Source organism: Nitrospira tepida (assembly GCF_947241125.1).
Classification (GTDB): domain Bacteria; phylum Nitrospirota; class Nitrospiria; order Nitrospirales; family Nitrospiraceae; genus Nitrospira_G; species Nitrospira_G tepida.
In genome coordinates this window covers 3,406,607-3,424,387 of the sequence record NZ_OX365700.1, presented here as the reverse complement: position 1 = coordinate 3,424,387, position 17,781 = coordinate 3,406,607, and the positions used below count along the sequence as shown (strand labels likewise).

Here is a 17,781-nt window from a genome sequence, read left to right as displayed (position 1 = left end):
ATCCTCCCGCGCTTCCTCGCGCGAATGGCGGGAATGGTGGGGTGGGTCGCCGTATGGCTGGGCCTAGGCCTGCCGTTCCTCGTTCAGGATGCAGGGGCTGCTGAGGGCGTCTCTGCTCCGGCCCTCGAACGGGAGGCGGAAACCGCGTTTGTGGAGCGGCGCTATCCCCAGGCTCTGGAGTTGTTGGATCGCCTGGGCGAGAACAACGCGCTGTCCATCCAGGCGCGCAGGCTCAAGACCAAGACGCTGGTCGAACTCGGCCGCCCCAAAGATGCGCTGGATGTCTATGACCACCTGGTGCAGGAGCGCGGACGCGACGAGGAGGCGCTCTTGGAAGGCGTCGCCATGGCGTTTATTCGGGTGTTGTTTAAAGACATGCGCGAGCAAATGCGAGGCGCCGCCTATTCGGCGCTGAAGGAGTTGGAGTCCGAAGCGGTGGTGCCAGACCTCGAAGACGGGCTCAGCGACGGATCGGGACTTGTCCGCGCGCTGGCGGCCGAAGCCTTGGGCCAATTGAAGAACGGCCGGAAGTCGGCCAGGCTGCGCAAGGCGATCGAAGACCAGGCCTCGATGGTCCGGGCCAATGTCGTGCGGGCGGTCGGGCTCAACGGCGACAAGCGCGAACGACCATTCCTCGAACAGGCGCTGAACGACGAGCAACCGATGGTGCGGGTGCAGGCCATCGGAGCCCTGCTGCGTTTCGGCCATAAGGAATCCTGGGCAGGGCTGACGCAGGCCGCGCAAGCCGCGAACCCCGAGGCGCGGAGCACGGCCTTGCGCGTGATGGGAGAGCTCAAGGACCCACGCGGGTTGAAATTCGCGATCGCGGGCAGCCGCGATCCACAACCGTCCGTGCGGGGAGGGGCGGCGGCGGCGTTGGGCATGTTGGGGAAGGCAGAGGGGTTCGAGCCGCTCGTCACGCTGATGAGTGACAAGATTCCGGCGGTCCGGTCCAGCGCGGCGGTTGCGTTGGGCGAATTGGGGAACAAAGAGGCTGTCCCTGTTCTCCGAAAGGCGTTTCAAGATCCGGATCCGGGGGTGAAGGGCGCGGCGGTGGACTCGATGCTCCGATTGGGCGAGCCCTTCCCGGATATCGAGGAAGCCGTGCGTGGCCTTATGCGAGCTCAGGACCCAGGGCCTCGTTCGGCGGTGGCCAAGGCGCTGGCGCGAGGCGCGGGGCCGAATCGGCAGGCCGCGCTGGCCTATCTGGATCAGATCCTGCACGATCCTCTGCCACGCCCCAGGATTGCCGCGGCCCGGTCCCTGGGCCGCATCGGAGACCGCAACCACATTCCGGACCTCAAGGAGGCCTTGCGTGACCAGGATGCGGCGGTGCAGGCGACGGCTGCCGCCTCATTGATTCGCCTGCTGCGCCAGGATCAGCAGACGGCGCCGGCGCGTTCGTGAGCCATCCCCTTACCGCGGTCCAGAGCGTGCAGCCGGCTCATGGAGCCGGTTGTGGCACGGTTGACTCAGGATGGTGGATTCTGTATAAAAGTGGCTCTTTTGGGAGTCGGTACAGTCCCTCCGATCACTCGTGCGTCTAACTAGGGGAATGGGTGTGGCCAACCAGCTTCACGACCCCTGCCTTGTGAAGCCTTGAGGCACAGAGTAGAATTTTCCTGGGGCTGGTCGGCATGGACACCGAAAGATTTTGTTCAACCATCAAGGAGGCAGTCATCATGAAGACAGGTGCGTTACTAGGTATGTCGGGTCTCATCGCAGCCTCCTTCCTGGCGGCTCCGCTGGCGTCCTTTGCCGGCGGCACCGTGACCGGGAAGGTGACCTATGCCGGCAAGGCCGAGCAGAAGGAATTCTTGTTTTCCAAGTTCCCCAATCCGAAATTCTGTCCCAAGATTCCGAACAAGGACGTTATGGATGGGGACAAGCGGTTCCTCAAGACGATCGAAGTCGGCAAGGACGGGGCGTTGAAGAACGCGGTGGTGTCGGTTCGTGACATCGAAGACAAGGCGTTCATGGACGGGTACGGGGGCACGGATGTCGTCGCGGAGTTCTGTGATTTTCAGCCGTTCAGCGGCATCGTCGTGAACAAGAAAATGTTCCGGGTCGAGAATCACGATTCGGACCCCGACGATCCCAAGTCCGTAAAGGGCGTGCTCCACAACCCGCATTCCTTCGAGGTCAAGGGACCCAGTTCCTCCACCATTTTCAACATCGGTCTTGCCGAGAAGGGATCCAAGCTCGAAAAGCCGATCACGCTTCGCCAAGAGAAGGCCGGGTCCTTCTTCCGTCTCCAGTGCGATCAACATGAGTTCATGCAGGCGTTCTTCCTCCCGGTCCAGAACAAGCACTATGCCGTGGTGAAAGAGGACGGGACGTTCGAACTCAAGGATGTGCCGGCCGGCAAGCACAAGATCATGGCCTGGCATCCGTTCGCCGGAAAGATGGAAGCCGACGTGGATGTGCCTGAGGGCGGATCCGTGAAGGCGGATTTCCAGGTCAAGAAGTAATTCCTCGCGTGCGCTGATTCGCGTTCGCGACAGAGCGAGACAGGCGGAGGGCAGCAGCTCGGACGAGCTGCTGCCCTCTTGCTTTTCCCGGGATGGCGTTCGGCGCCGGTCCGCTCGTCGCGACCTTGCCTTTGCTCGAACGGACTCGGTATTATGCCCGGATTCATTCTGATGGAGTGCACGTGGCTCGCGATCTGACTCTGGCCGAGATTTTCCAGCTTGGATACTACTGGGAAACGAAAATCCTGTTGACCGCCGTGAAGTTGGATGTGTTTTCCTGTTTGGATGGGAAGGCGTGGACGGCGAGGGAGGCGGCCGACAGGCTGGGAGTCCATGAGGGGACCTTGGCGCTGCTGCTCAATGCGCTGGTCGCGATGCGGGTGCTGGCCGCATCGGAGGGTCGGTACGCCAATACGCCCGTGGCCCAGCAACATCTGGTGAAGACGTCTCCGCAATATGTCGGCCACCTGTTGGTCCTGCATGACGCCGAATGGGACAATTGGGGGCGTCTCGAGACGGCGATTAGAACCGGCCGGTCTTCGGTCAGCCGGCATGTGTTCGAGACCGATCCGGAGCTCGGCGCGAACGTGTTGTCGGTGCTCCATCGTATCGGTCAGCAGTCCGGCCCTGGCTTTGCGAAGCGCCTGGATGCGGAACAGGCCCGAACGATGCTGGATTTAGGAGGCGGCGCGGGCACCAATGCCATTGCGTTTTGTCAAACCTATCCCGGCCTGACGGCCACCGTATTCGACTTGCCGGAAACCTTGCGCATCACCGAGGGGGTTGTGAAAGAGGCCGAGTTGGAGGGCCGCATCCGTCTTCAGCCGGGAGATTTCAACCGCGACCCGCTGGGCGGTCCGTACGACCTGATCCTGATGTCCGACATTCTCCACTATCAAGACTTCGAGATGAACGCATCATTGGTCGCCAAGGCCTTTGAGCGCCTGTCGCCCGGCGGGAGACTGGTCATCAAGGACCGCTTTCTGGATGAAAGCGGGACGGCCCCTGCCTGGACGACCGCGTTCGCGGTGCACATCCTGGTCAATACCGCGCGAGGCCGCTGCTATAAGACGAGCGAAGCCTTGGAATGGATGAGGCGGGCAGGATTCGAATCAGCCGAAGAGCTGGAAGCCACCGCCGTCGTCCAGGGACGCCGGGCGGCCTGAGCACACGATGACCGAGTGGCTTCGACAACCGGGGTTCTTTGCCACGCATGCGACGGTCGGGGCTGACCTGAGCCAATTGATGGCGACGCTGTTCACCGCGCTGTTCATCGTGGGCTGGGTGCAGGCCAAGCGGAAACAGGGCCATGCCCACCATTGGTTGATGCTCGGCGGCATGATCGCGATGCTGGTGTTCTTCGTGAACTATTATCTGTTTCGCTCGCTCGGCGTGCTGGCATTCGAGGGGAAAGAAGGATTCGGGGGGTCCGAGGAACTCTATCATGGCGTCTTCATTCCGTTGCTGACTTTCCATATCATACTGGTGGTGATCGGGATTGTGATGGCGATCTATATGATCGTGCTGGGGTTCCGTTCGCAGGCCCTTGTCGGCGACCGGCGTGTGCTGAAGGATGCCGTGCTCCAAACGTCCTGGCGGAAGGTCGGCCTGCTCTTCGGGTCGATCACGGGCGTCGTGGTCGTCTTGTTTCTTTCCCGGGTCGTGACCGCAGGCTTTTCCATGCGCAAGATGGAAGTGTATCTCGGATTTCTGGTGTTGCTCGCGATCGTGTTCGGTCTCGAGATTCTGATCCAGCGGATCTGGCCCAACGGCGAGCGCCGTCATCGGGCGCTCGGCACCTTCACGATGGTGATCTATTGCATCCTGTTCATCACGGGCAGCGTGACGTACACCATGCTGTATATTCTCTATCCCGGGAAAATCGGGTAACGGTTGGATCCGGTCGGCAACAGCCGGCGGAAGGCACGGGTCAAAGGCATCATGCTGGTCTGTGGATGCGGGCGGTGGATGCATACGCAGGGCGTTGAGGAGCGGCTCGGCCCGGCAGGCGAGCCGATGTGGTTCGTCCGGTCTGAGTGTTTGGGTTGCGGGTTGCGCGTCGGCGCGGATGTTGCAGCCGGGGAGGCGAGCGGCGAGACGTTCGGATTGGTCGATCGGCTGATCTGGAGCGACGACGCGAAGCATTGCTTGGAGCGGCTTCCGCCCTACGTGCAGGAGCTGTTGAAGCCGGAGGTGGAGCGCTACGCGCGCGCGGCCCGGCATCGTGTCGTCACCTATGACCTGTTTGCCGAGGCCCGGCAGGGAACGGCCGTGGCCTGGGACCCTGCGGCTTGGCAACGGCTGGATCGGGTTCCGGCCTCTATTCGAGCGATGGCGCGACTTGAACTGGAGCGGACGGCCGCCGATCGCGGTCTCTCCAGCGTGTCGGTGGCGTTGATGGAGGAAGTGAAGGCCAAGTATTTCGGAATGGCGCAGAAGCCCTGATTGATCGTCTTATGTTGCACCGACTTGCGCTTCGTGTCCTGCCTCAACTCAGTCTGACCGTGACTGAACCGGCCGTTCGCTCCCGGAAGCGGATCGTAATGTTCGTCGCGGGGCTGGCCATCTTCGTGGCCTATCGCGCATTGAAACTCGTCGTGCCACTGTCCGAGGCGGTGCCGTTGCTGGTCACGAGCGGGAGCCTGGCGGTCGTCACCGCCGGGGTCTGTTATGCCGCAGGGCGACAGGCGCCGTGGTCCGATCTGCCTCGTGCCGAGCGTCCAAGCCGGTGGGCCTGGCTGCTCGGGTGGGTCGGATTCGTGTATGCGGTCCAACTGTCGTTGCTGGTGCTGGCTCTCTTGCAGGTGGCGGTGAACTATGATTTCCTGACTCACCCAGAGGGGCCGGCCATGATGGCGATCATCATTCCCAATACCGCCGTGGCTCGTGATGCGTTTGAGATCGGCCATCTGCGACGGATGGAATCGCAGGGCCGTTCGTTTCTCACGTTTCCCAGCGGCGCGAGCCTTCGCGGAATGTTGTGGCAGCGGCCGCGGGTGCTCTTGAGTTGGACGGCTGCCGGCGTGGGTGCGACAGCCTTGCTGGCGCTGGCCGTGACCTCGGCGGCTTCGGAGGGGCCGGTGCCGCTTCTCCACCTGGTGATGGCCATCTTGGCCGCCGGCTCGATTTCCCTGGCCGCCTACCTTGCCGGGCTGAACGAGTCCTCCGATTGGCTCGCGCAGTGGCGGCGCACCGGCTGGCTGGAGCTGGCCAAATTCTGGTGGTGGCCGGGATTGGCCTTTGCCGCAACCTATCTTCTGGCGGTCTATGGCCTGTTCGTATTCGCCTTGCAACGGCCCCTTCATGTCGGCTGGCAATTCGCGGCCGTTGCGGGATGCGTCGGCGGCCTCATGGGACTCTACTCCTATTATTTGGGCGCCCGCCGGTCGTTTGAAACCAGGTTACAGGGGACGATTCCCGCCGCCGTGCTGCGCTGTCCGTTCGTCATGGGATTGCTGTCGAAACAGATGGGGATGGGCGATGGCATGGTCCCGCCGCCGCAGGCGTTGCCGGTTCCGGAGACCCATCAATCCATGCCGGCCGTGACTGTGGAGCAGATCCGATGAACGCCGCAAAGCTCATCCGGCGCGGGCTGTTGTTGTGGATCGTCGTCCTTGCCGTCGGCGTCGCACCGGCCGGTGCGGAGTCTCCGATCCCGGCGGGGACGGCGACGGATTCCGTCGATGTGTTTTTCAAAACACCGGGCGTGCCCAGCGGACCGCCGGCCCCTGTCGCTGAGGAGATTGCCTATCCGACGATCGGGTCATTTGACAGCCGCCTGCTCGTCTGGTTCGTCACGCAACAGCATACCTACTTCGGCGGATTCGTCCTCGCCCTTCCGATCTTTTGTGTCTTGATCGAATTTCTGGGGCTGATCGCGCGGGACCCGGCGCTGTCCGCCAAGTATGACCGTCTGGCCAAGGATTTTGCGCGCGTAGCGTTGTTGGCGATGTCCATCACGGCGCTGGTCGGGAGCGCCATGCTGGCCTTGTTCATCCTGCTGTATCCGCACTTCATGCAGTATATGGGCGGCACCTTCAAATCCATGATGCCGGCCTATGCCATCGTATTCCCTGGAGAAGCGCTGTTATTGATTATCTACTACTACAGTTGGGATCGCCTTGCTGTGGCGGGGTGGAAGTGGATCCATGCCGCCATCGGGGTTGTCACCAACGTGTTTGGCGGCGCCCTGCTGTTGCTGGCCAACGCCTGGGCGGCGTTCATGATGTCGCCGGCGGGCGTGGACGCCCAGGGTCGGTTTCTCGGGAACGCCTGGCATCTGTTGCATTCCGCCTTGTGGAATCCGTTGAACGTCCATCGTTTTCTGGCCGACATCATGTCGGGAGGCGCGGTGGTGCTGGCCTATGCGTCGTACCGCTTCCTGACGAGCAAGGAACCGGAAGAGCGGGCCTACTATGATTGGGTCGGTTATATCTTCCTCTTCGTGACGGTCTGTGCGTTGCTGCCGATGCCGTTCGCCGGCTATTGGCTGATGCGGTCCGTCTACGCCTGGCGTCAGAGCATGGGCGTAACGATGATGGGTGGACTGCTGACCTGGCTGTTCGTCGTGCAGGCGCTTCTGATTGGCGCGCTGTTTCTCGGCATTAACTACTATCTGTGGCAAAGTCTCGCGAGATTGAAAGGTGGGGAGCGATATCAGCAGTATACGCAGTTTCTCGTGTGGGGCTTGATGATCGTCGTGATGGTGTGGCTGACGCCGCATACGGTCATGATGTCGCCGGGCGAGCTGAAGGCGATGGGCGGGGCTCAACATCCGGTCATCGGCAACTACGGCGTCATGTCGGCCAAAAACGGCGCCGTGAATTTGATGATCTGTCTGACCGGGCTGAGTTATATCTTTTACCGCCGCGCCAATCGGACGATGACCGTGCCCTGGGTGCGGAAGGGGAACCTGGCCATCGGGGTGCTCTATCTGCTGGGAATGGGACACATCACCTGGCTGTCGATCTATGGGTTTTATCTTCCCGCCAGTCTCCGGGTGGCCTTGTCAGGTCCCCAGGCGCTGACGACGTTGACGGTGGTGATGGGAGGCGCCTTGATCAACCGCGCCATGTTGCGCGGGGCGGTGGTGCATGGGCCAGTCCAATGGGGCCGCATGACGGATCGCGGCATGGTCGGACTGTTCGCCATCGCGGCGGCGTTCACGTGGGTCATGGGGTTGATGGGCTACATTCGTTCGTCCGGGCGGCTGGCCTGGCACGTCAGCGAGCTGATGCCGGATGTGTCGCCCTGGGCATTCACTCCCTCGCTTGGGTTTGCGGCCAAAATGGTGACGTTGAACATGGTGGTGTTCTGGGTCGCGGTGCTGTTCGTCTTCTGGTTGAGCGAGAAGGGGTTGGCCTCGGCCGCGGACCGACGCGCCGCTTCGGCTAAGTCGCCCGCCTGGGTTCCAACTCCAACGCAGGAAACTTAGCTTGTCTCACGATGCGAGGTGCCATGCTACGCAAGAGGGAAGGATTCGTGTGGCTGAAGCGGCTCTCTGTGCTGGGAGGGGCGCTGCTAGGACTCGCCGGCACGTTGGTCTGCGTCGACGAGAGCCGCGCGGCCGAGCAACTTGTGCTGGAAGCGTTTCAGGCCAAGGAGGCCGACGGCTTCCCCAGTCTCTGGGAGAACGAGAGCCAGCGCAGTGAAGCCCGGGCGAGAAGCGCGTATAAGGTCCATGATGAACAGGGCAACGGATTTCTGGCCGCCCGGGATGCCGATCAGCGCATCAAGAAGAAAAAAATCGACTGGGATCCCAAGGCCTACCCGGTGTTGACCTGGCGCTGGCGTTTGCTGAAGGCTCCGGCGACGGCCGACCCCATCGCCACGCTTTACGTATCGTTGGATACCGATTTCTTTTTCATTCCCGTTTTCACGAAATACATCTGGAGCGCCACCAAGGCGGAGGGGCTTCTGAGCGAAGGGAGCATGTTCAGCGGCGCGGAGATCGTGGTCCAATCGGGAGCAAAGCCCATCGGCGAATGGGTCGAAGAAACCGTGAACGTGTATGAGGACTTTAAGCGGATTCATGAACACGAACCGGCCCCGAAGGCCTGGGGCATTTCGATTTTGAGCGGCCCTGGCGTGGAAATCGATTTCGGCTCGATTGTGGCTAGGGCCCGATAGGGGCTTCGCCGAGGTCCCGCGAATATCAGGACGCGAGTCGCCTGTGAGTGGAAAGATTATCGACGTGGTCCTCGGCATTGCCGTGATGGGAACGGTGGGCGTCCTGATCGGCGTGAATATGGGAGACGTGTCTCTCCCGGTGGCCGCGGGCCTCGGAGTGGCGCTCGGCACGGTTGTGGGATTGCTCGGCGGGCGGCGGTTTCTCTTCAGTATTTTGATCGGCAGCGTGTTGGGCGGGCTCCTCGCCTGGCTGGTGGCCGGCGCGGACCGCATGTCTGTCGGAGCCGGTGCGGGCGCCGCCATGGGCGGGTTTCTGGGGGTGCAGATTTCAATGTTGTTGGATGCCTGGGCGGAACGAAAGCGGGAGGCGGCCTCCACGGAGCCGCCGGCGCCGAACACGTGACTGCGCTCCGATGGTTTGGCGGGCATGTGAGCCTCGTGGGTGAAGGTCAATCAACATGGATAATAACAAGGTCCTGATCGGATCGATCATCTTCGTCTTCGGATCGTTCTTTCTGATGATCGTCGGACTGATGAGCCAGTCGTATGACAATAAGAAAGCGCGTGAGGAGGCGCTGGCCCAGCTTAAAAGAACGGAAACGCAAGCGGTGCCGGCCGTGTCCGAGCAGGACTATTCGATGTACAAGACGTTCGTAGGCGAGGACGGGCACGAAATGGTGCAGATCCCTGAAGGACCGTTCCGCATGGGCAGCACGGAAGGCGACCCAGACGAGGCGCCAGAGCATCAGGTCTATCTGAGCACCTATTACATCGACAAAAAAGAGATCACCCAAGGGGAGTACGAGCAATACGTCAAAATGACCAAGCGCGGAAAACCGTTCATTCCGGTGTTCGAGGACGATATTACGAAGATCACCAAACCGGAACTGCCGGCCATCGGGATGTCCTGGGCGGACGCGACTGCCTACTGTAAATGGGCGGGAAAGCGCCTTCCGACTGAGGCAGAGTGGGAGAAGGCCGCTCGCGGCGAAGGGCGTCGCCGCTATCCCTGGGGGGATGATTTCGGGTCCCATCGCGCCAATCTGGACGGCGCCGAAGATGGATTTAAGTATCTCGCGCCGCCTGGTTCATTCGAGGCGGGCCGAAGTCCGTACGGCCTTTACGACATGACCGGCAACGTGGCCGAGTGGGTGGCGGATACATATGATGAGCACTATTATGCGAAGTCGCCCTTTCGAGATCCTCAAGGGCCCACCGAAGGCGAACATAAGGTGATTCGCGGCGGGTCCTGGAGAGAGACCGCGCATGGAGCGCGGGTTGCGAAGCGGTTTCAGGCCAAGATGTGGCGAACGGACAGTTCCATCGGATTCCGATGCGCGCGGGACGGAGAAAAGTCTGCGGCCGGTTCTCAGAAGTCGCAGGGCTGAGGCGGCTTTGCTTCGGGTGACGCTATGCTCGAAACGAGATTCAAAGTCGCGATTCTCATCGCGGTCGCCGTATTCGCCGGTCTTCCGATCATGGGGATTCTCCGCGGCACCTCCTTGACCCCATTTGAAAAAGTGGAAAATCCCTCGGGTCGCTCACTTACCCAGTCATTGCCGTCCCAGGATCTTGGTCGGGAAGAGACACCCATTAACGAAGAGATGGTATACATTCCCCCCGGGCCGTTCATTCGCGGCTATGACCAGGGCGGTTTTGACGAAGCGCCGCAGAGGGAGATCTTTTTAGACGGCTTTTCGATCGATCGTTATGAAGTCACGAACCATCAATATGAGGCCTTCGTCGCGGCCAGCGGTCATCGAAAGGCGGGACCGCCTTCCCGATATGCGAAAAACATGGCACGGATGCGCTCCGCAAACCAGCCGGTGGTTTACGTGTCTCATGACGACGCGCAAGCCTATTGTGCCTGGAAAAACAAGCGACTCCCGAGCGAGGCAGAATGGGAAAAGGCCATGCGTGGTCCGGATGGGCGGCTGTGGCCCTGGGGCAACGAGGAACGGCCTGGAAGCGCCAATTGGGCCCGCGTACAGGATGGGGCCGAAGTGACCGCCCCGGCCGGGTCATTTCAAGACGACCGCAGCCCTTATGGGGTGATGGATGGCGCGGGCAACGTCATGGAATGGGTTGCCGACTGGTATTTGGAAACCGCGTACAGGGACTCGCCGGAGAAGAATCCGCCCAGCCCGGAGTACGGCATGTTTCGTGTTCTCAGGGGGGGAAGCTATACGACGACAGGGGGAGACGTAAGGCTGACAAGCCGAAACAAAATGGTTCCTGATTTTCGGGACGAAACCATCGGATTTCGCTGCGCCGTGAGCGGAAAATGGGGTGGAGATCAGAACAGGAAAGAGGCCGAAAAATCATAGAATATCAAAGTAATAGAGGATGAGAAACACGGCCAAAATGATGTTGACAACCATGCCGGCCAAAACTATAATGTCAAACAATTTTGAACTTTTTTCACCCATTTGTTTCCCCTTGCCGAATGAATGTCGCGTGACTCCCTTAGCACTTGCCTCGTGGTGTGTCAAGGCAAAACCTTAGGATGAAGAGCTATCAGTTATCACCTGAAGAGGAGATGTGAACCATGGCGGAAGTTGTTCAGGATCCAGAATGGAAAATAAAACTCGGGAAGATGATTTTCTACGTCACGCTGGCGGTGGGCCTGTGGTTTTTCTACTGGTTCGCCGGAATTCAGTGCCCCTGTTGAACCCGGTTTAAATACGGACCTGAAGGAGCCGGGGGCGTGACCATTTTAAGCTTCTACTATTCAGAGTTTAGGAGGATCGAGCGATGACAAGTCCATACTTTTGGCTTGCGACGTTGATCGCGGGGTTTGTGCTTCTGTTTATAGGGGCCAAGTCCAAGACGCTGTTGAACAATACGGTCTTCGCCGTTGTGGTGTCGATTCTCATCGTGGTTTCTTATTTAACCCTGGTGGATCACTACCTGATGGACATGCAGGGGTTGGATTACTGGTACCTCTTCCGCAATTAGTTTTAGTGTCATAAGGAGCGATCCGAGATTCGGGCATATTAGAATTTTTCAAGGAGGTTAGCCATGGGCAGTGTAGGGCGAAAAAAAATTCTGTCGATCATGGCGTTGAGCGTCATGGTTGGCCTCCTTCTTCTGCCGATCATCTCTTCGATTCCTGCTCTTGCCGGAGGCGGTGGACCTGCGGCGGGTGGTCCTCCGCCTGAAGTGGCGGCGGCGAAGAAAGATGGGGATAAGAAGGAGGAGGCAAAAGTCGAGAAGGGACGTGACGTTTATTACAAGATCGAAGGCATTGTGTCCGGCGCTCCGGCGCCCAAGACAACCGATGGAGAGAAGGATTACCCCCGGTACAACTTTGAGAGTCGTGTGCTGATCTGGTTTGCCAACCAGCAGCATCTGTACTACGGAAGCTTCGTGCTGGCGGTGCCGATCTTCTGCATGATCATCGAGTTCGTGGGGGTGGTGTCGAAAGATAAGGCGATGGGCAAAAAGTACGATCAGTTGGCCTACGACTTTATCAAGATCAGTCTGACCGCCTATTCATTGACCGCCATCTTGGGCGGGATCCTGATCTTCACCTTTCTTACGCTCTATCCTTCCTTTTTCGGTTACCTGTCGAGCATTTTCCGTCCGGTCATGCATATCTATGCCTTGATGTTTGTGGCGGAGAGCGGGACCCTCTACATCTACTACTACGGGTGGGACAAGATGAAGACGGGCTTTCTGAAGTGGATTCACCTCAGCATGTCCGTGATCTTGAACGTTATTGGAACCGTGCTTATGTTCCTCGCTAACTCTTGGATCGGATTCATGATGTCGCCGGCCGGAGTTGACGAGCAGGGGCGCTTCCTCGGAAACATCTGGCACGTGCTGCATACAGCTCTGTGGAATCCCCTCAATGTACATCGCATCCTTGGCAATATGGCATTCGGAGGGGGCGTCGTGGCGGCCTATGCGGCCTATCGATTCCTCTCTTCCAAGACCGATGAAGACCGTGCGCATTATGATTGGATGGGCTATGTTGCCATGGCCATCGGGGTGGCGTTCCTCATCCCGTTGCCGTTCGCCGGGTATTGGTTGATGCGGGAGGTCTATGCCTATCGCCAGCAGATGGGGATCACGCTCATGGGAGGTCTGCTGGCTTGGTTGTTCATCATCCAGGCAACCATGATCGGCATCCTGTTCTTGAGCACCAACTATTATCTCTGGCAAGCGCTTGGCCGTATGAGAGGCGCCGAAAAATACTTCCGCTACATCAAGTATTTGGTGTTTCTCCTGATCGTTGGATTTACCGTTTTCATCACCCCTCATACCATGGTGATGACCCCCGCAGAGTTGAAGGCTATGGGAGGCCAGCAGCATCCAGTGTTGGGCAACTACGGGGTCATGTCGGCTAAGAACGGCGGTATTAACGTCATTATTACGACTACCGTTCTGAGTTTCATCTGGTATCAGCGAGGGAACAAGGTATCTACGGTGTCGTGGTCGAAGTTTGGGAACATCTTCATGGGGGTGTTCTTCTTCTTTGCGTATTTCAACATCGTCTGGCTGGCGGTCTACGGATACTACATTCCGGCCAACGTCCGAGTCGGACTGTCAGTTCCTCAGGTCGCAACGACGCTTTCCTGCCTGTTCATGATGGGGGGGCTCAACCTCGTCATGCTCAAAGGAGCCAAGCAGATGGGGGAGGTGGAGTGGGGCAAGATCTCCGCCCGCTCCCAATATGCCCTCATTATGTTGGCGACAGCGTTCACCTGGATGATGGGGCTGATGGGGTATATCCGCTCATCTGTCCGGTTGTTCTGGCACGTTAATGAAATCATGCGCGATAACTCACCATGGGCATACACCCATACGGTTGGGTTCGGCGCCAACATGATCTCATTTAACGTGTTGTTCTTCTGGATCAGTATTCTCTTTGTCTTCTGGGTCGGGTCGCTGACGAAGAAGGCGGCGCCGGTTGAAGCGAAAGCTCCGGCTCCAGGGGGGGCCCCACAGCCAGTGGGTGGCCACTAATACGAGCTGTCCATTCTTGGGGATCCCGGTCCTAAAGGGTTGGGGTCCCCTAAAGCTATCCTGAGGAGGATCGAGCTGTGGGGAATCTACTGTCGACTGCATTGGATATGGGATGGCCAGTCCTGGCTTTGCTCGCAGGCTTACTGGTGTATTTTCAGGTTTCCATCTCAAATCCTGATGTAAAGAAACGGGCAACATTCAAGACTTTCATCGGTATGATTGCGACCGTGATGCTCTTTGTCGCAATCGCGAATTACAAGATCAATTTCTTCGCAGAAAGCCGGCTGCTCCCCGTGTCATTGGCGATAATTACCGCCATGACGCTGATGATGGGCCTGTATTTCGCCAATCTCAGCGCCTTGTTCAAGATCGGCGGCATGATGTTCTTCGTCGCAGCGTTCTTGTCCGGCTATGGGAATTGGCTACCTCAGGTTGAGGGTGGATTTCCTCCTCCTGAGGTCAAGTTAGACTTCAACTCGATGAGCCCTCAACAGTTGGCCGATGAGGGGGAGAAGATCATTTTCGGCGGCGTGGGGCAAAGCAAAGTGCAAGGCGCCATCGGGAAGGGGCAGTGTCCTCTTTGTCACGGATTTAACCAGGGGTTTCTCAGCGAGCGCGCCCCGAACTTGTGGGGTTTGCCGGGAAGACTTGAAGAGCGACTGAATGATCCTCGGTATCACAAGGGCAAGCCGCAGGACAGAGATACGGTCGAGAAAGAAGCGTTTCCGGGGGCCGGAACTGCAGAGACAGGGCAAGAGTACATTGCCGAATCTCATGCCTGTCCAAACTGTTATGTCGTGGCGGGTTTCGGAGTCAAGGGTACGAATGACAAGGAAAGCCCGATGCCCAAGATCCATAAGCCTCCGATCTCTCTGTCCATCGGAGAGCTGGCGGCCGTCGATACCTGGATCTATGTGCGGGAGGGCAAAGATGCTCCCTCGTATGATGAGATTGCGAAGTCGTATGAGAAGTTCATCCCGGAATCGGATCGTCCGGCTCAGCAGGAAGAAAAGAAAGACGCTGGTGGAGGCGGGGGTGGATTGTTGGCTGACGGATCCGAGCCTGTCGATCAAATTTTTGCGAAGGCGCAATGTATCGTCTGCCATACGATCCCCGGTATTCCTGGAGCCACAGGCGCAGTAGGTCCAAAACTCGAGGAGGGGACCAACGCCCCGCTTCGAATCAAGTCTGCGGATTACAAGGGGACCGCGAAGACGACTCGTGAGTACATTATGGAGTCGGTCATCAACCCGAGCGCGTACGTCGTGAAGCCATTTGCCGACGGCGTGATGCCTAAGATCTTCGGTCAGAAGCTCAGCGCGGGAGCGATCAACAAGATCATCGATTACCTCTCGCAAGTCCAAACGGGAAAAGAACCCCCGAAGATCAACTAGGGAATATTTGAGCCCAAGAAGGAGAGTAGAATCATGACCTGGCTAAAGTTGGTCGAAGGGTACATGCCGATGCAGATGATATTTGAGCTCGCCTTCTGCGTCGGTGTGTTTGCCTTGCTGAGTTATGTGCTGAACAAGAGCGGGCTCGCGATGTCCCGGTTCTGGCAGGGTATCTTGTTTTGGGTCTTTCTCGTGATGTACCTGAAATACAGGATCTATCCGCCGATTCCGTTCAGCGTGAGGGCTATGTATGGAACCGCCGCGCTCGTGGCGGTCTTCATGTGGCTGTCCAGCAACGAAGAGGATTGGAAAAAATTCAAACAACCGATTCTTAATGTGTTGGACGCGAATACCGGACTGCACAAGTTTCTCCGTACCGTATGGCTGGTCGCATTACCCCTGCTCATCGGTGGCTTTGCGTATAATTCGTTCCTGCCCAGTCTGGATGAGCCTATCGAATTGCGAACCGTCCATCCGGCTCCCCCGCAAAACACCAAGGTGCATGGCAAGACGTTTACTCTTCAGACCGCCTACAACCCCTATCGAGTGAATCTCGAGGGAAAGTTCGATGAGGACTTTGCCAGAAAGCTCATCACCGAGCAGAGCATGGGGCGTCTGATGCAGCAGAAGCCGGAAGCCAATCCCTGGGATCCGAACGCCCAAGGCTATATCAAGTACGTTCGCGAGGGGGGAGAGATTTTCTTCCAGAACTGCCACTTTTGCCACGGTGACAATCTGAACGGCCGGGGCCTTCACGCCTTTGCGTTCAATCCTATTCCGGCGAATTTCACCGATCCCGGGACATTGGCGCAGCTTCAAGAAACCTTCGTTTTCTGGCGTGTGGCCAAGGGCGGAATCGGTCTTCCACCCGAGGGGTTCCCTTGGGCGTCCGTTATGCCGCCGTGGGAGCAACATTTGACCACGGATGAGATTTGGAAGGTCATTCTGTTTGAATACTGGCATACGGGTTACTATCCCCGTACATGGGATTAATTATTCACGAGCAAGGCGAAGAGGGACAAACCATGACAATGCAGAAAGGAACTCGTTCCAAGGCCCTTCTCGGCCTCGCCACGGCAGGGTTTGTGCTGCTTTCCGGCAGCGCAGTGGTCACGGCTCATGCCGAGCAAGCTGCGCCCGAAGGGTTCAAAAGCCAGACGCTTGCTCCGGAGCCTCCTGCCGACATGATTGAGGCCGGGAAGCGTGTGTATTTTACGAAGTGTGTCTGGTGCCATGGTGTGGACGGTGCGGGGGATGGCCCGGGGGCAGATCGGTTGTGGCCTCGGCCGCGCAATTTCAATCAAGGCACGTTCAAGATCCGCCATACGGCGAGCGGCGAGTTGCCTCTGTTCAACTACAAGGAACAGACTCCGGGAAAGAACGACCTCTTTGAGACCGTGACCCATGGGTTGCCGGGATCTGCCATGCCGCCGTGGGAAGGTATTTTGACTGAGGAACAGCGGCTACAAGTTTTGTCGTTCGTGACCACCCAGTTGGTCAAGGATCGCAAGTTCACCGATAAAGATACTGAGACGCAAACCGTTCTTCAATTGGCCGAGATCAAGCAGGTTCCCGCAACCAAGGAAAGCATCGAAAAGGGAGCTCAGTTGGTGGTCGATAAGAAGTGTATTGAATGCCATGGCGTGACTGGCCGCGGTGATGGGAATGCCTTCAACTTGAAGGACGACTGGGGATTTTCGATCCAACCGGCCAATTGGCACAAGTGCTGGAATTTCCGCGGGAGCCGTCAGGATCCTTACAATGTGAAGAATATTTTTAGAACCTTCTCCACGGGGATCAACGGGACGCCGATGCCCTCGTTCGCGGACAGCACGACGCTGGAGGAGCGCTGGGATATTGCCAATTTTGTCAATTCGCTCTGTGAGCGAGACAAGGATGGCAATCCTCTGGAAATTGATCCGTTGACGGACAAGCCGAAGATCAATTTCGTGGTGCGCTCCGGTCCGGTCGAGGGCGACATTTCAGACGATCCGGACAATGAAATGTGGACCAATCGGGAGCGGAGAATTGTAGCGCTCGGGGGGCAGATTACCCATAAGCCACGGAATTTCGTGACCCGGATTGACGATGTCTGGGTAAAGTCCCTGTACAACAACGACAACATCGTGTTCTTGTTCCAGTGGGATGATCGGACAAAGAGCGTGGCCGAGGAAAAGCCAGAATGGGATCCGACCGAGGTCAATCTAGATACGTACGGGGTCAAGGAGCAGGCTCCCAAGACAGGCGAGCCCGGGTCGATTGCCGCTGCCCAGAACAATTATCGGGCGTTCAACGATGCGTTTGCCTTCCAATTCCCTATCAAGTGGCAGGAGCTTCCCCCGCCTGCTAAACCTCGGTATCTCTGGGGCGATAACAAATACCCGGTCGATATCGTGAAATGGGAAGCGGACGGCACTGTCCGGTCTTTCAAGGGGACCGGATGGGATCAGGACTTTGAAGAGCGCGATGACTTTGAAGAAAAGCTGAAGGTTCTGAAATCCGAATGGAAAAACGGTCGATGGACGCTGATGGTGCAGCGTCCGCGCAAAGACGACTACGAGGAGTATGCGTACTTTGAAGCGGGCAAGTATATTCCGACTGTCTTCTTCGCGTGGGATGGCCACAATGGCGATGCCGGCAGAAAGATGTCGGTGTCGGCCTTTTACTATACGATCCTGGAACCGCCGATTCCGAAGGAAACCTACATCTATCCGGTGCTGATCGGACTCGGTGTCGTGGTGCTGGAGGGGTGGGTCCTAGCCCGCCGGGCCAATAGGAGGAAGGGCAAGACCTTCTAGGTTCCGGTTGACGTTTCG

17 protein-coding genes are annotated in these 17,781 nt (G+C 58.3%); all 17 read left to right on the top strand.

Translation table 11 applies throughout. The annotated features are described in order from the left end of the window. Positions 1-33 precede the first annotated feature (33 nt). The 17 genes from QWI75_RS16230 to QWI75_RS16150 all read left to right on the top strand — a co-directional run bounded on the left by QWI75_RS16230 (position 34) and on the right by QWI75_RS16150 (position 17,763). On the top strand, positions 34-1,407 hold the full coding sequence (locus QWI75_RS16230; RefSeq protein ID WP_289269699.1) for a HEAT repeat domain-containing protein: 1,374 nt from the start codon (positions 34-36) through the stop codon (positions 1,405-1,407). A 275-nt stretch (positions 1,408-1,682) separates the two neighbouring features. Further along, the gene (locus QWI75_RS16225; protein ID WP_289269697.1) at positions 1,683-2,471 is read left to right on the top strand and encodes a hypothetical protein; all 789 of its coding nucleotides are present in this window, start codon (positions 1,683-1,685) and stop codon (positions 2,469-2,471) included. 182 nt (positions 2,472-2,653) lie between these two features. Further along, positions 2,654-3,637, top strand: a complete 984-nt coding sequence (locus tag QWI75_RS16220) for a methyltransferase (RefSeq protein ID WP_289269695.1) — start codon at positions 2,654-2,656, stop codon at positions 3,635-3,637. Positions 3,638-3,644: 7 nt separating this feature from the next. After that, positions 3,645-4,361 carry a DUF420 domain-containing protein gene (locus QWI75_RS16215; RefSeq protein WP_289269693.1) on the top strand — a complete coding sequence of 239 codons (717 nt, stop codon included), beginning with the start codon at positions 3,645-3,647 and terminating at the stop codon, positions 4,359-4,361. A gap of 3 nt (positions 4,362-4,364) precedes the next feature. After that, on the top strand, positions 4,365-4,916 hold the full coding sequence (locus QWI75_RS16210; protein WP_289269691.1) for a PCP reductase family protein: 552 nt from the start codon (positions 4,365-4,367) through the stop codon (positions 4,914-4,916). A gap of 11 nt (positions 4,917-4,927) precedes the next feature. Beyond that, a complete protein-coding gene (locus QWI75_RS16205; protein WP_289269690.1) occupies positions 4,928-6,037 on the top strand; it encodes a hypothetical protein in 1,110 nt (369 codons plus the stop codon). After that, the gene (locus tag QWI75_RS16200; RefSeq protein ID WP_289269689.1) at positions 6,034-7,905 is read left to right on the top strand and encodes a cytochrome ubiquinol oxidase subunit I; all 1,872 of its coding nucleotides are present in this window, start codon (positions 6,034-6,036) and stop codon (positions 7,903-7,905) included. Before QWI75_RS16205 ends, QWI75_RS16200 begins: the two co-directional genes overlap by 4 nt. Before the next feature lie 23 nt (positions 7,906-7,928). Further along, positions 7,929-8,600, top strand: coding sequence for a DUF3047 domain-containing protein (locus QWI75_RS16195; RefSeq protein ID WP_289269687.1), 672 nt, complete (start codon positions 7,929-7,931; stop codon positions 8,598-8,600). A 43-nt stretch (positions 8,601-8,643) separates the two neighbouring features. Continuing rightward, complete coding sequence (locus QWI75_RS16190) at positions 8,644-9,003, top strand: hypothetical protein (RefSeq protein ID WP_289269685.1); 360 nt, start codon at positions 8,644-8,646, stop codon at positions 9,001-9,003. A gap of 55 nt (positions 9,004-9,058) precedes the next feature. Next, positions 9,059-9,988, top strand: coding sequence for a formylglycine-generating enzyme family protein (locus QWI75_RS16185; protein WP_289269683.1), 930 nt, complete (start codon positions 9,059-9,061; stop codon positions 9,986-9,988). Between the two features lie 114 nt (positions 9,989-10,102). After that, on the top strand, positions 10,103-10,927 hold the full coding sequence (locus tag QWI75_RS16180) for a formylglycine-generating enzyme family protein (protein WP_289269681.1): 825 nt from the start codon (positions 10,103-10,105) through the stop codon (positions 10,925-10,927). A 221-nt stretch (positions 10,928-11,148) separates the two neighbouring features. Beyond that, positions 11,149-11,271: a hypothetical protein gene (locus QWI75_RS16175; RefSeq protein ID WP_289269679.1), complete on the top strand. Its 123-nt coding sequence runs from the start codon at positions 11,149-11,151 to the stop codon at positions 11,269-11,271. A gap of 83 nt (positions 11,272-11,354) precedes the next feature. Continuing rightward, positions 11,355-11,558 carry a hypothetical protein gene (locus QWI75_RS16170; protein ID WP_289269677.1) on the top strand — a complete coding sequence of 68 codons (204 nt, stop codon included), beginning with the start codon at positions 11,355-11,357 and terminating at the stop codon, positions 11,556-11,558. Between the two features lie 63 nt (positions 11,559-11,621). Next, entirely contained in the window at positions 11,622-13,571 is a 1,950-nt protein-coding gene (locus QWI75_RS16165; RefSeq protein ID WP_289269676.1) for a cytochrome ubiquinol oxidase subunit I, read from the top strand. A 77-nt stretch (positions 13,572-13,648) separates the two neighbouring features. Next, a complete protein-coding gene (locus tag QWI75_RS16160; RefSeq protein ID WP_289269674.1) occupies positions 13,649-14,965 on the top strand; it encodes a cytochrome c family protein in 1,317 nt (438 codons plus the stop codon). 33 nt (positions 14,966-14,998) lie between these two features. Beyond that, positions 14,999-15,958 carry a c-type cytochrome gene (locus tag QWI75_RS16155; RefSeq protein WP_289269672.1) on the top strand — a complete coding sequence of 320 codons (960 nt, stop codon included), beginning with the start codon at positions 14,999-15,001 and terminating at the stop codon, positions 15,956-15,958. A gap of 32 nt (positions 15,959-15,990) precedes the next feature. Continuing rightward, on the top strand, positions 15,991-17,763 hold the full coding sequence (locus QWI75_RS16150) for a c-type cytochrome (RefSeq protein WP_289269670.1): 1,773 nt from the start codon (positions 15,991-15,993) through the stop codon (positions 17,761-17,763). The last annotated feature ends 18 nt before the right edge of the window (positions 17,764-17,781 follow it).